We start from the raw sequence: 13,944 nt of genomic DNA on the forward strand, positions 1-13,944 counted from the left end.
CGGTACCGGTAAAAGGGGAGCGAAATAGTCTTGATGCTAAAAACAGGTTTTTCCCGTCATCGCCGTAAAGTTTGGCTGTTGGCGCTCATTGTTGTGCTGTTTCCGGCCCTATTGTGGCTGGCAGATAAACGCTGGCCGCTTCCGCTGACCGAAGTACAGATAGCGCGAGTGGTGACCGCCGAAGATGGCACGCCGCTATGGCGCTTTGCCGATGCTGACGGGGTGTGGCGCTATCCGGTGGCACTGCCACAGGTTTCTCCTTATTATCTGCAAGCGCTGCTGACCTTTGAAGACCGCTGGTTTTATGCTCATCCTGGTGTGAACCCATTGGCGCTGGCCCGCGCCGCCTGGCAGGATTTGCGGGCGGGTAAGATTCTTTCCGGTGGCAGCACGCTATCTATGCAAGTTGCCCGCTTAATCGACCCACATCCCCGCACGTTAGCCGGTAAACTGCGCCAAGTCTGGCGAACGTTTCAGTTGGAATGGCACTTTTCTAAAGACCAAATTCTCGAAATTTACCTTAATCGCGCCCCTTTCGGCGGCACACTGCAAGGGATTGGCGCGGCCAGTTGGACATATCTGGGCAAACCGCCCTCTGAATTAACTCCCGCAGAAGCGGCATTATTGGCCGCGTTGCCGCAAGCACCGAGCCGTTTGCGCCCGGATCGCTATCCGCTGCGGGCTAAAGCTGCACGCGATAAAGTGCTAAGTAGACTGGCGGATTACCAGGTGTGGCCGGCGAAGCAAGTGGCTGATATAAAACAAGAAGATATTTGGCTGGCTCCGCGTCAGGTGCCGCAATTAGCGCCATTATTGGCTCGGCGCTTGACGACGGGCAATCAGCGGGAAGTGATTCAAACCACAGTGGATGCCGGGTTACAGCGGCAATTGGAAGATATGGCCGCAGGTTGGCGTCATCAACTTCCCGAGAAAACCTCATTGGGATTGCTGGTGGTGGAGCACAGCAGCATGAAAGTGCGTGCTTACCTCGGCTCGGTCGATTTTCAAGACGACCGCCGCTTCGGCCATGTGGATATGGTCAGCGCCTGGCGCTCGCCGGGGTCAACATTGAAGCCATTTCTCTACGCGATGGCCTTGGATGATGGCCTGATCCATGCGGAGTCATTGCTGCAAGATGTGCCGCGCCGCTTTGGTGATTATCGCCCCGGCAATTTTGATACTGGATTCCACGGCCCGGTCAGTGCCAGTGAGGCATTGGTGCGCTCATTAAATCTACCGGCGGTGCAATTATTGGAAGCTTATGGCCCTAAACGTTTTACGGCTAATTTGCGTAATGGCGGTTTGAACTTACGTTTTCCACTGCACAGTGAACCCAGTTTGGCGGTGATTCTGGGAGGAACGGGGTCACGGCTGGATCAGTTGGTTGCGGCATACAGTGCTTTTGCGCGCGGCGGAATGGCGGCCAGCTTGCGGTTCGAACCCCAACAGCAGGTGCAGGAGCGGCGGTTATTTTCGCCAGGCGCAGCATGGATTACTCGGCGAATCATGGCGGGGGAAGCCCGGCCATTACCGGATGATATTTTACCGGCCACTGTGCCGCTGGCATGGAAAACCGGCACCAGCTATGGTTATCGTGATGCTTGGGCGATAGGTATTAACGCGCGTTATACCATTGGCGTGTGGGTTGGTCGGCCAGATGGTACACCGGTCGCCGGGCAGTTTGGTTATGCCACTGCCATTCCTATTCTTAATCAGGTCAATAACTTACTGATGACGGGATTACAGCAAAATGGCCGCCAGTTGCCTCTTGATCCCCGCCCATCTTCTGTTAGCCGCGAAGAAATTTGCTGGCCGGGTGGGCAACCGCTTGCTGCGGGGGATAGTAACTGCCGACAGCGGCGGCAAAGCTGGATTCTTGACGGCACTTTGCCCCCAACCTTGGCAGCACCCGGCCAGGAAAATATGCAGGGCAGCCAACTCAGTGTGTGGTTAAATCCTCAGGGCAAACGAGTTGCAGCAGATTGCCCTGGTGCTAAGCCCGCACAATTAACGCTTTGGCCGTTACCGCTTGAGCCTTGGCTACCGCTGGCAGAGCGCCGTAGCCAAAGACTCCCCGCAGCCAGCAGTGAATGCCCACCACAAGGTGATATTGAGGCGGCACCATTGTTGGTTTTAGGCATACGTGATGGTGCGGTTGTGAAGCGCTTGCCGGGCCAAAATCGTCTCGACCTCCGCTTAGAAGCACAAGGCGGGCGTGGACAAAGATGGTGGTTCCTCAATGGGGAGCAGGTGGCGGTGACTGAGAATAATCAGTCGTGGGTACAAACATTTACAACACCGGGCCGCTATCAACTTAATGTATTGGATGAGAGTGGGCAGGTCAGTAATTTGGTATTTAAGTTGGATTAGTACTATTCCTTTAAATAATAATCTATTTCACGAAAATAATACGCTTGTGATAAAAATTATATTAATGAATTTCTTTATTTTTATGTAATATGTTTGAAGCCATTCTCATATGATTATCTTTAAGTTATAAACTTTCTCATGCTTAATTCTTTAAAATCCTCACTTTAATTAAGTGAAATTAATTATAATAAATAAAGTATTGGAGCGAATATGATAAAGACGATGCTTTTATTTATATTGTTATCATTGGTTTCAATGTTAAGTTTTGAGGTGTTATCTAGTAAGCCAAAAGTTTGTTTTTTCATTGATGAAAATTATCAGGGGGAATCTCTTTGTACTACAGAGGGGAATGCTATTAATGAATTACCTCTTAAGTGGAATGATAGTATATCATCAATTTCTGTTCCTCATGGGTTAGTGGTTTCTGTTTTTAAAAATATCAACTTTTCTGGCAGAACATTAACATTGAAAAATAATGTAGATTCATTATCCTCCCTACGTTGGGCAAATTTAAATGATGAGATCAGTTCTTTTAAGGTCAGAAGCGCCGCATGTTTTTATGAACTTGATGCGTTTGCTGGTGATTCGTTTTGTCTGTCCGGTAATGAAAATTTAGATCTTTATCATGACAGTGACCCTGCCGACCGTAAATATCGTGTCGTCAATATATTTAATGATAATATAAGTTCTATACAGCTACCACCGGATACTCAAGTGACTATTTATGAAGATGATAATTACACTGGGAGATATTATGTAATAACAAATGATGTTTCTGTTGGTGATTTAGAAAAAATTGGTATGAATAAAAGCATAACCAGCATAAAAGTCTCTCAACAAGAATACTTTATTTGTGACCAATATTGTATTGTGAAAGATACATTTTCCATTCCTTTTGGGCGTGAATTTGGAAAATATTGGTTAGATGATAGGATTAAATATAAAGAGGTGTTGATTAGTTTTAGTCTTAGTGGGGACGATGATTATTCCATTAATCTTTTTGATGATGGAATTATCAGGGTTATGGGGCGAGTGATACTATTGACTCATAAACACCACCAAGAGAATAGTTATATATTTGAATTAAATGAGAATAGTGACACACTGTCATTTCTATTGCGTTTTAATGGCGGATATTCTGAAATTCAGTTTATTGAGTCTATTGAGAGTAAAGCAATATATATATCTCCTTTAGTCGGGTCTTTGTTTAATCTTGAATCTTCTAATATAAAATTAGTGGTTAGAAATGAAAACGAATATGAAACCAAACCTCTGATTATTAATAAAATCGTCCTAACAGCAGAGAAAGCATTACCTCGACAGGAACGAAGTTTTATCGGAACCGCAGCCTGCTGGGTTATACCCATTATTAATATTTATAACTATGCAGTCCAGGGTAAATGTAATCAAGTCGACAGATTTATAAAAGATACCTCTGCCTTTTTTGCTAGTGATAATAATAAGATTTTACAACTATCCGGTTCCGCTAAACCTTTACCGAAAATAAATATTAATAATACTGTTGAGTTTGCAACGAAGATTACAGGTTCTTCTTTTAAAGTTGAGGCGGAATTAACACATATTAATGTCGATATGTGGGGTAACGCATTAACCATGCCAGCGACTGCGTTGGCCTGCAAGGTGCCGATGAAAGAACAATTACTGCCTAATCTACGTTATCGGCGTGATATTACCTCGCATTGTGTTGATTGGACATTAAGTATTTTGACTGATTTCACTTCGCTGTTTGGTGATAGTGTTGACCATTGGAATGCTGAAAATTTTGGTCGGGTGATTGAACGCATAATTAAAGAAGGGGATATGGGCCATGCACAGCCGAATAGCCCAGTTGAAACGCGTTTGATTGAAAGTGTTCAGGCACATCTCGCTGAAAATGCGGCGGACTTTTTACACATCAAAACGGCGTTTGATTTTTCACAACTCACTTATGCCGATTATTTGCGCCACCATGATGCTGATAATAGCGCCCATTCACCGGTGCTAGTACAGGAGCTACCGTTAGGACGTTATGAATTAGCGCTGCAAAACTTTCAATTTATCGTGACCCCACCTCGTATACGCCGGGGGGGAGATTGGGTAGAAGATTCTGAATTAAATTTTGATATCGAGGTAATTAGTGGAACGACGGATGACACACTGGTTGCTCGGCAAAATGTCATTCCAGTGATTAATGAATGGCGAGGGGCGTATCGCCATGCTAAGCAACGGTCTCAAGCGGAACCTGCATCCGATGAACATGGGAATGATCAGGTTAGTCGGGATGATAAAGCTGTAACTGGTGCTGGTAGCAATATTGGTGAGGTAGTCGACATTAATGATGCGGTCGCAACTGATGATAGAATTATTGAAGCTGCGCGCATCGTTAGTGATGTTGCTCAAAGTTGGTTGCGAACCAGCAGTGATGACTATATCTATGTGGTTGCCCGCCTGTCCGGGCAGATAATTAGCATCACAATGGCTATTGATATCAATGAGTTTGATGTTGGGATTGCGGGTTCACTGACTCATCCTGATTATGTATTACACCCAGAGGCAGAAGGCACAATAAGAGGAGCAGGAACTGCAGCGATCCGGGCTTTGGCTGAGCACTTGAGTAAAAAAGGCAAACGAGCGCTAGTATCCGACGTTATCAGTAAGCCTTCGGCCATTGTCAAAAAGAAAGTGGGATTTAAGTTTATTGATGAGCTCTGACCCCAAATTCACCTGTGCTGCCAGGGAGTTGCCTTTTAATAGGGGGCAGTGATAAAACAGGTTTGTATCTAAAATGTGAGTTGTGCATAAAAATGAGCAATTAAGATAAAATTTTTTTAATGAAATGTTGTAATTCCCGTAGGCAAGTGTGAGGCGCGCACATATAATCGGCGGCCACTGTACAAAGGACGGCATAACTTTGTCGTAAAGGAACTGTCCACCAGCCAAGTTTAAGTGTTTATTTATGATACTTATCGGGGCGTGTTCCGAGTCCGGTTAATATTAAAAATCCAATAGAGGTTATCATGGCTTTAGAACGTACTTTCTCCATTATCAAACCCAATGCTGTTGCCAATAATGACATCGGTGCCATCTATGCGCGTTTTGAAAGTGCTGGTTTCAAAATCATTGCTGCAAAAATGCTGCACCTGACCAAAGAACAAGCGGAAGGTTTTTACGCTGAACATAAAGGCCGCCCATTCTTCGATGGCTTGGTTGAGTTTATGACCTCTGGCCCAATCATGGTTCAGGTTTTGGAAGGTGAAAATGCCGTTCAGCGCCACCGTGATATTATGGGCGCAACTAACCCGGATAACGCGCTGGCGGGTACTCTGCGTGCTGATTTTGCTGATAGTTTCACTGCTAATGCCGTACACGGTTCTGATGCGGTTGAATCAGCTCAGCGGGAAATTGCTTATTTCTTTGCTGCGAATGAAATTTTTCCTCGCAGCTAATTAATTGATTCGATGTAGAAATGGCTGCTATTTAATCAACTGAAACAATAAAGTTGCTTGTGCGCCTTTCCAATCATGGAATCCCTGCTTTAAAATTCGTACAATGCCGCGCCCCGGTGGAGACAACTCCGCTGGGGCGTTCTATTATTTATTCATCTATTTATTCATCGCCGTTTCGAAAGCCGTACCCGGTTTAAAGCGCAGCGCCGTAAAGTGTAATAACGAGGCCACGACAACTCATGTCTGAACAATTATTAACTGCATCAACGCCAATTGATGCTGCCCCTCAGCCTGACAACGCGGTTGCCACCGCAGCATCAGCCACCAGCAAAATCAATCTGCTGGATTTAAATCGTCAGCAAATGCGCGAGTTTTTTGCCGAGATGGGCGAGAAGCCTTTCCGTGCCGACCAGGTCATGAAGTGGATGTATCACTATTGCTACGACGATTTCGAGCAAATGACCGACATTAATAAAGTGCTGCGCGCCAAGTTACAGCGCGTGGCCGAAATCCGCGCACCTGAAGTGGCGGAAGAACAGCGCTCAACCGACGGCACCATTAAATGGGCCATCAAAGTTGGCGATCAGCAAGTCGAGACGGTGTACATCCCTGAAGGGGACCGCGCGACCTTGTGCGTGTCATCACAGGTGGGTTGTGCTTTAGAATGTAAATTCTGCTCAACGGCACAGCAAGGTTTTAACCGTAACTTGCGGGTGTCTGAAATCATCGGCCAGGTATGGCGTGCGGCCAAGATTATTGGTGCAGTAAAGGCAACCGGTAACCGCCCTATTACTAACGTGGTGATGATGGGGATGGGCGAACCCTTATTGAACCTGAATAACGTGGTACCGGCCATGGATATCATGATGGACGATTTTGGTTTCGGTTTATCCAAACGTCGAGTGACATTATCCACTTCCGGTGTGGTTCCGGCGCTGGATAAATTGGGTGATATGATTGATGTGGCTTTGGCCATCTCGCTGCATGCCCCTACAGACGATATCCGTGATGAAATTGTGCCTATCAACCGTAAATACAATATTGAAACTTTTCTGGCCGCCGTTCGCCGCTATTTAGCGAAATCGAATGCCAATGGTGGGCGGGTTACGGTTGAATACGTTATGCTGGATCACATCAATGACAGCACCGAGCAAGCTCATCAACTAGCTGAATGTTTGAAAGATACGCCGTGTAAGATTAACTTGATCCCATGGAACCCGTTCCCAGGGGCACCTTATGGCCGTAGCTCGAACAGCCGGGTGGATCGTTTCTCTAAGGTATTGATGGAATACGGGTTTACGACAATAGTTCGTAAGACGCGTGGTGATGATATCGATGCGGCATGTGGTCAATTGGCCGGTGAAGTCATTGACCGTACTAAGCGCACTTTGAAAAAGAAAATGGCGGGTGAACCTATCGCCATTAAAACAGTCTGATTCATAATGCTAATTGTTTGTGTATAACTATTTGTTATTCAACTTATAATTCGTTGAGCGCTCTATACCCAGAGAGTTTAAAATTGCAGTGGTCAGGTAGACGTGAACTCCATGGATGGGCCGCATCATGAGAGCCGCTAACACATTAGCAATTTGAAAGATGACGGGTATCTTCACATATAAGGATAATTGAGAAAGCATGAAGCTGATAAAACTGTGGAGAGTTTGCCTGATAGCGGGCGCATTGGTGGCAGGCTGTTCTGGTTCATCGCCGGAAAAAGTGAGCCAATCCGCCGCAGGGCAGACTCGTTTGCAACTGGGTTTAGAGTATCTGGCGCAAGGTGATCTTAATGCTGCGCGGCAGAACCTTGAGAAGGCTGTAGCGGCAGATCCACAGGATTATCGTGCTCAATTAGGTATGGCTTTTTATGAGCAACGCATCGGTGAAAACAGCGCCGCAGAGCAGCGTTATCAACAAGCAATGAAACTGGCACCGGGAAATGGCACTGTACTGAATAATTACGGTGCGTTTCTGTGTAGTTTAGGGCAGTATGTACCGGCCCAACAACAGTTTAGCGCAGCGGTGCTGTCGCCTGATTACGGTCAGGTTGCAGATAGTCTGGAAAACGCGGGATATTGCTTTTTACGGGCGAATCAAAATGACCAGGCTCGGGTATTGTTGAGCCGGGCATTGAAGTATGATCCGGATAAAGGTGAGCCGTTGCTCACAGAAGCTGAAAGGCATTTTGGAGAAGGGAATCGCGCTCAGGCGCAATTATTACTGGATGTTTATCAACATATCCTTCCAGCCAGTGCTGAAAGTTTATGGTTACAAATTCGTTTCGCCGCGCTAGCAGGCCGTCAAGATAGTGTTCAACGCTATGGCAAGCAGCTTGCGCGAAGTTTTCCACAATCCAAACAGTACCAGCATTTTCTAGCTAATGAATACTGAAGCCTCCCAAGATCAAACTGTTCCAGAGACGACAGGTGTGCGCCTGCGTCAAGCCCGTGAAGCACTAGGGCTAACTCAGCAGATGGTTGCAGAACGTCTGTGTCTGAAAGTATCCACAATCCGTGATATTGAGGAGGATAAAGCACAAGCTAATCTCGCCTCAACATTCCACCGTGGTTACATTCGTTCTTACGCTAAACTGGTTCACCTTCCTGAAGATGAACTATTACCAATGTTGGAAAAACAAGCACCGATCAGAGCGGAAAAAGTGGCTCCGATGCAAAGTTTCTCATTGGGTAAAAAGCATAAAAAACGTGATGGCTGGTTGATGAGTTTCACCTGGCTTATTGTGTTGGTTGTGCTCGGCCTAACGGGAGCATGGTGGTGGCAAAATCATCAGGCGCAGCAAGCAGAAATAGTCAGTATGGCTGATCAATCCTCTGCTCAGTTGTCGCAAAATGACGGTCAATCTGTGCCGCTCACTGATGATAATAGCGAACCTGCGACCTCAGCAGAGACTCAAGCTCCGGTCGCAAATAGCCAACCATCTACTCCAATAGAAAACGGTACTGCACCAGCGACGAACAGTGCAGCACCGGCAGATACGGTGAATAACCGTGTTGCCACAATTGATCCCCAAGGAACGGCCTCAGCGGAGCCTGCGGTCGTTTCACCCAGTCAGGCACCTATGCCTGATGTCCCTACCGCACAATCACCATTACCTACAGCAGATGCTGGGGTAACGGGTGCTGCCTCATCTGTCGGCTCATTGGTCATGAATTTCACCGCTGACTGCTGGTTACAGGTAGTTGATGCGAGCGGAAAGACATTATTTAGCGGTATCCAAAAAGGAGGCGCGACCCTCAATCTATCAGGAAAATCGCCCTATAAACTGACCATTGGTGCACCGAGTGCATTGACGATTATGTATCAGGGTAATCCAGTAGATTTGAGCAAGTACATTAAAGCTAATCGCGTAGCCCGCCTGACTGTCGGTGTAGAGTAATATTGTGTTTTTGACAAACAACTTTGTGGTTCTAACAAACTGCCATTGTCTTGAGAGAGAACGTCTTGAGAAAGATCGTGGTTTTGGAAGACCACTTAGTTGCGAAAACTACACGACTGTAAAGGAGAGTGTGTAATGCATAATGAATCCCCCATTATCCGCCGTAAATCGACTCGGATTTACGTCGGTAAAGTACCCATTGGTGATGGTGCACCGATTGCTGTGCAATCAATGACCAATACCAAGACTACTGATGTTGATGCAACTGTTGCTCAAATAAGGGCATTAGAGCGTGTTGGCGTAGATATCGTGCGAGTCTCAGTACCGACGATGGATGCGGCTGAGGCGTTTAAGTTAATCAAACAGCAGTCAAATGTGCCGCTGGTTGCTGATATCCATTTCGATTACCGTATTGCGCTGAAAGTCGCTGAGTACGGTGTTGATTGCTTGCGAATTAACCCCGGTAACATTGGTAACGAATCCCGTATTCGGGAAGTGGTGGCTAGTGCCCGTGACCACAATATTCCTATCCGTATTGGTATCAATGGCGGATCGCTGGAAAAAGATATTCAGGAGAAATATGGTGAACCTACGCCAGAAGCCCTGCTTGAATCAGCGATGCGGCATGTTGATATTCTTGATCGCCTCAATTTTGATCAGTTTAAAGTCAGCGTAAAAGCCTCCGATGTTTTCCTGGCGGTAAATTCCTACCGTTTGTTGGCCAAGCAAATTAATAATCCTTTGCATTTAGGGATAACTGAAGCGGGTGGTGCGCGCAGTGGCTCGGTAAAATCGGCTATTGGGTTGGGCTTGTTGCTGTCAGAAGGCATTGGCGACACTTTGCGTATCTCGTTGGCTGCCGATCCGGTCGAAGAAGTCAAAGTTGGCTTTGATATCCTGAAATCACTGCGGATCCGTTCTCGTGGGATTAACTTTATCGCCTGCCCAACCTGTTCCCGCCAAGAGTTTGATGTTATCGGTACGGTAAATGCGCTGGAGCAGCGGTTAGAAGATCTGATTACCCCAATGGATGTTTCTATTATTGGTTGCGTGGTCAATGGGCCGGGCGAAGCATTGGTGTCGACTATCGGTGTGACGGGTGCACATAATAAGAGTGGTTTCTACGAAGATGGTGTTCGTCAGAAAGAACGTTTTGATAACGAAAAGATGATCGACCAGTTAGAAGCGAAAATTCGTGCAAAGGCATCGATGCTTGATGCGAATAACCGTATAGTTATCAATATGCTGGATGATAAATAAGTATCTCGGGCTATTTGTCATCGATGAATACAAAAAAGCGGGCGTGGCCCGCTTTATATTGAGCCTGTAGAGCTATACCCTAAATAATTCGAGTTGCAGGAAGGCGGCAAGCGAGGGAATCTCGATGAGCTTACATCAGTAAGTGATTCGGGTGATTGAACGTAGCCAACGCACATGTAGCTTGAAGTATGACGGGTATAACAAACTGTCGCCATTGAATATGTGGGTGGCAAGCCTCTATAATCGGCTTTATTTTTTGCACTATGCCCAATGTCATTGGCGTTGCTGCCGACACCGCTGCAACATCAAGTAGACCGGACATAAAACTACAGAGAACAGACGTGGCAAAGAACATTCAAGCCATCCGTGGTATGAACGATTACCTGCCAGCCGATACGGCGATATGGCAGCGTATTGAAAGCATTTTAAAACAAGTGCTGGCGGGCTACGGTTATAGCGAAATCCGCATGCCGATTGTAGAGCAGACCCCGTTATTCAAGCGCGCTATCGGTGAAGTTACCGACGTGGTTGAGAAAGAGATGTATACCTTTGACGATCGCAATGGCGAAAGTCTGACACTGCGCCCGGAAGGCACCGCAGGGTGCGTGCGCGCAGGCATTGAACATGGTCTGCTGTACAATCAAGAACAGCGTCTGTGGTATATCGGCCCGATGTTCCGCTATGAGCGTCCACAAAAAGGGCGCTACCGTCAGTTTCATCAGTTGGGCGCAGAGGTCTTTGGTCTACAAGGGCCTGATATTGATGCAGAATTGATTCTACTAACTGCCCGCTGGTGGCGTGCGTTGGGGATTTCAGAGCATGTACAGCTTGAATTGAACTCTATTGGTTCATTGGATGCGCGCGCAGATTACCGCGAAGCATTGGTCACTTTCTTGGAACAACATGTTGACGTGCTGGACGAAGATTGTAAGCGCCGCATGTACAGCAACCCATTACGGGTGTTGGATTCCAAAAATCCGGATGTTCAGCTGTTACTTAATGACGCGCCTAAACTGTCTGATTATCTGGATGAAGAATCCAAACAACATTTTGCGGGCTTGTGTGAACTTTTAGACCAGGCCAGTATCCCATATACCGTCAATGAGCGTTTAGTCCGTGGTTTGGATTATTACAACCGCACGGTATTTGAGTGGGTAACCAACAGTTTGGGCGCACAAGGTACAGTTTGTGCCGGTGGGCGCTATGACGGCTTGGTAGAGCAACTGGGTGGTCGTGCAACACCTGCTGTTGGTTTTGCTATGGGGCTTGAACGTTTAGTCCTGTTGGTACAGGCAGTTAATCCTGACTTCCAAGTGCCAGCGACAATTGATGTGTATCTCATTTCATCGGGTGAGGGGGCACAAAGTGCTGCTATGCAACTTGCTGAGCGCCTGCGTGATGATTTGCCAACGCTAAAGTTGATGACTAACTACGGCGGCGGTAATTTCAAAAAACAAATTACCCGCGCTGATAAATGGGGTGCCCGCGTAGCATTAATACTTGGTGAAAGCGAAGTGGCTGCACAGCAAGTGGTCGTAAAAGATTTGCGAACGGGTGAACAAGAAACGCTGGCGCAAGCGGATGTTGCTGCGCGTCTGGCTTTGATGTTGGTTTAAGGAGAGAGACACCGTGGAAGTCTATACCACTGATAATGACCAGGTTGATGCAGTACGCCGTTTCTTTAGTGAGAATGGTAAAGCGCTAGCCGTGGGTGTGGTGCTCGGGATTGGTGCGTTAGTGGGTTGGCGTTACTGGCAGAGTCATCAGAACACTGTCTTGACGGAAGCCTCCTCTGCCTATCAGCAAGCCAGTGATGCTTTATCAGCCAATAGTGCTGATGGCGTTGCTCTTGCTGAAAAATTTGTTCAGGGCAATAAAAATAACTACGGCGTATTGGCCGGGTTAGAACTGGCTCACCACTTTGTTGAGCAAAACGAGTTTGATAAAGCGGCACAGCAACTTACCCAAGCATTGGGCCAGACAAAAGATGAAAATCTGTTGTCGCTGATTAATCTGCGTCTTGCTCGTTTGCAACTGCAATTGAAAAAACCAGATGAAGCATTGAAAACTCTGGATGCAGTGCAAGGTGATGGCTGGACTGCGATGGCGCAAGATGTTCGTGGCGATGCATTATTAAGCAAAGGTGATACCGCAGGTGCACGGGCAGCTTACAGTAAAGGCGTCGAATCAAATGCTTCTCAGGCGCTGCAAGCTTTGCTGCGCATGAAATTGAATAATTTGTCCAGCTAAGGGGTATTCCCATGCAATTGCGTAAAACACTCTTAGTAGGACTGGTATCTGTTGCCCTATTGAGTGGTTGTTCACTGTTCAACAGTGAAGAAGATGTGGTTACCATGTCGCCACTGCCAAAAGTTGAGAATCAATTCACACCGACTAAAGTGTGGAGCACTTCTGTTGGTGGTGGTGTTGGTGATTACTACTCTCATCTGCGCCCAGCCTGGCAGGGGACTTCTGTCTTTGCGGCAGACCGTAAAGGTCTGGTAAAAGCCATGGAAGCCGATACCGGCAAGCAAATTTGGCAAACCGACCTGTCTGAGAAAACCAACTTCCTCTCCAGTAACCGTTCTGCAATGTTATCTGGCGGCGTAACCGCTTCAGGTGCTCATGTGTATGTCGGCAGTGAGAAAGCGGTGGTGTATGCCCTTAATTCTGACGATGGTAAGGTTGCATGGCAGACGGCGGTTGCGGGCGAAGCCTTGTCCCGTCCGGTTGTCAGCGATGGTGTGGTACTGATCCATACTTCCAATGGCATGCTGCAAGCACTGAATGAGTCTGATGGTGCAATTAAGTGGACTCTAAACCTCGATACTCCTGCATTGTCTCTGCGTGGTGAATCAGCCCCAACAGTGGCATTCGGTGCAGCTATTGTCGGTGGTGATAATGGCCGTGTTAGCGCGGTGATGATGGAACAGGGCCAGTTGATTTGGCAGCAACGTATTTCCCAAGTGACCGGGACCACTGAAATTGACCGCCTAAATGATGTCGATACCACCCCAGTCGTTGTTGATGGCGTGGTTTATGCTCTGGCATACAACGGTAATCTGACTGCACTGGATCTGCGCTCTGGCCAGATTTTGTGGAAACGCGAAATGGGTTCAGTCAATGACATCATTGTCGACGGTGGCCGTATTTATCTGGTCGATCAGAATGACCGCATTGTTGCACTGAAGACCGATGGCGGCATAACCCTTTGGAGTCAAAGCGATTTATTACATCGTAACTTGACCGCGCCAGTGATGTATAATGGTTATCTGGTTGTAGGTGATGCCGAAGGTTATCTGCATTGGGTGAATACCGATGATGGTCGTTTTGTTGCTCAGCAGAGTGTAGACAGCTCTGGCTTCCTGAGTGCGCCTGTGGTTGCCAGCGATAAGTTGCTGGTGCAGGCAAGAGGCGGCACGGTATACGCGTTCACCCGTTAATCCTGATTTAGCGCCTGTTTAACAGGCTAAT

General features: G+C 47.1%; 10 protein-coding genes. All 10 read left to right on the plus strand.

What is annotated here, in order from left to right; translation table 11 throughout:
• The first annotated feature begins 33 nt into the window (after window positions 1-33).
• The 10 genes from pbpC to bamB all read left to right on the plus strand — a co-directional run bounded on the left by pbpC (window position 34) and on the right by bamB (window position 13,913).
• The gene (pbpC, locus tag OP863_RS05305) at window positions 34-2,370 is read left to right on the plus strand and encodes a peptidoglycan glycosyltransferase PbpC (protein WP_265526233.1); all 2,337 of its coding nucleotides are present in this window, start codon (window positions 34-36) and stop codon (window positions 2,368-2,370) included.
• 210 nt (window positions 2,371-2,580) lie between these two features.
• A complete protein-coding gene (locus tag OP863_RS05310; protein ID WP_265525958.1) occupies window positions 2,581-5,082 on the plus strand; it encodes a peptidase inhibitor family I36 protein in 2,502 nt (833 codons plus the stop codon).
• Between the two features lie 305 nt (window positions 5,083-5,387).
• Window positions 5,388-5,816 (plus strand): nucleoside-diphosphate kinase, encoded by a 429-nt coding sequence (gene ndk / locus OP863_RS05315; RefSeq protein WP_038635451.1) that lies wholly within the window; start codon window positions 5,388-5,390, stop codon window positions 5,814-5,816.
• A gap of 239 nt (window positions 5,817-6,055) precedes the next feature.
• Window positions 6,056-7,252: a bifunctional tRNA (adenosine(37)-C2)-methyltransferase TrmG/ribosomal RNA large subunit methyltransferase RlmN gene (locus OP863_RS05320; protein ID WP_038635448.1), complete on the plus strand. Its 1,197-nt coding sequence runs from the start codon at window positions 6,056-6,058 to the stop codon at window positions 7,250-7,252.
• 199 nt (window positions 7,253-7,451) lie between these two features.
• Complete coding sequence (gene pilW / locus OP863_RS05325) at window positions 7,452-8,204, plus strand: type IV pilus biogenesis/stability protein PilW (protein WP_265525959.1); 753 nt, start codon at window positions 7,452-7,454, stop codon at window positions 8,202-8,204.
• On the plus strand, window positions 8,194-9,210 hold the full coding sequence (gene rodZ / locus OP863_RS05330; RefSeq protein WP_145587709.1) for a cytoskeleton protein RodZ: 1,017 nt from the start codon (window positions 8,194-8,196) through the stop codon (window positions 9,208-9,210). Before pilW ends, rodZ begins: the two co-directional genes overlap by 11 nt.
• A 135-nt stretch (window positions 9,211-9,345) precedes the next feature.
• Window positions 9,346-10,470: a flavodoxin-dependent (E)-4-hydroxy-3-methylbut-2-enyl-diphosphate synthase gene (gene ispG / locus OP863_RS05335; RefSeq protein ID WP_145587706.1), complete on the plus strand. Its 1,125-nt coding sequence runs from the start codon at window positions 9,346-9,348 to the stop codon at window positions 10,468-10,470.
• A gap of 341 nt (window positions 10,471-10,811) precedes the next feature.
• A complete protein-coding gene (hisS, locus tag OP863_RS05340) occupies window positions 10,812-12,086 on the plus strand; it encodes a histidine--tRNA ligase (protein ID WP_038635437.1) in 1,275 nt (424 codons plus the stop codon).
• Between the two features lie 13 nt (window positions 12,087-12,099).
• Window positions 12,100-12,720 carry a YfgM family protein gene (locus tag OP863_RS05345; RefSeq protein WP_038635435.1) on the plus strand — a complete coding sequence of 207 codons (621 nt, stop codon included), beginning with the start codon at window positions 12,100-12,102 and terminating at the stop codon, window positions 12,718-12,720.
• Between the two features lie 11 nt (window positions 12,721-12,731).
• Window positions 12,732-13,913, plus strand: coding sequence for an outer membrane protein assembly factor BamB (gene bamB / locus OP863_RS05350; RefSeq protein WP_038635430.1), 1,182 nt, complete (start codon window positions 12,732-12,734; stop codon window positions 13,911-13,913).
• Window positions 13,914-13,944 lie beyond the last annotated feature (31 nt).

This window comes from Yersinia sp. SCPM-O-B-9106 (C-191) (genome assembly GCF_026183365.1).
GTDB lineage: Bacteria > Pseudomonadota > Gammaproteobacteria > Enterobacterales > Enterobacteriaceae > Yersinia > Yersinia rochesterensis.

Excerpts from the sequence above, each read along its gene's own strand:
- bamB (WP_038635430.1), top strand. The coding sequence starts at position 12,732 with ATGCAATTGCGTAAAACACTCTTAGTAGGACTGGTATCTGTTGCCCTA.
- OP863_RS05310 (WP_265525958.1), top strand. The coding sequence starts at position 2,581 with ATGATAAAGACGATGCTTTTATTTATATTGTTATCATTGGTTTCAATG.
- pilW (WP_265525959.1), top strand. The coding sequence starts at position 7,452 with ATGAAGCTGATAAAACTGTGGAGAGTTTGCCTGATAGCGGGCGCATTG.
- OP863_RS05320 (WP_038635448.1), top strand. The coding sequence starts at position 6,056 with ATGTCTGAACAATTATTAACTGCATCAACGCCAATTGATGCTGCCCCT.
- ispG (WP_145587706.1), top strand. The coding sequence starts at position 9,346 with ATGCATAATGAATCCCCCATTATCCGCCGTAAATCGACTCGGATTTAC.
- ndk (WP_038635451.1), top strand. The coding sequence starts at position 5,388 with ATGGCTTTAGAACGTACTTTCTCCATTATCAAACCCAATGCTGTTGCC.
- pbpC (WP_265526233.1), top strand. The coding sequence starts at position 34 with ATGCTAAAAACAGGTTTTTCCCGTCATCGCCGTAAAGTTTGGCTGTTG.
- rodZ (WP_145587709.1), top strand. The coding sequence starts at position 8,194 with ATGAATACTGAAGCCTCCCAAGATCAAACTGTTCCAGAGACGACAGGT.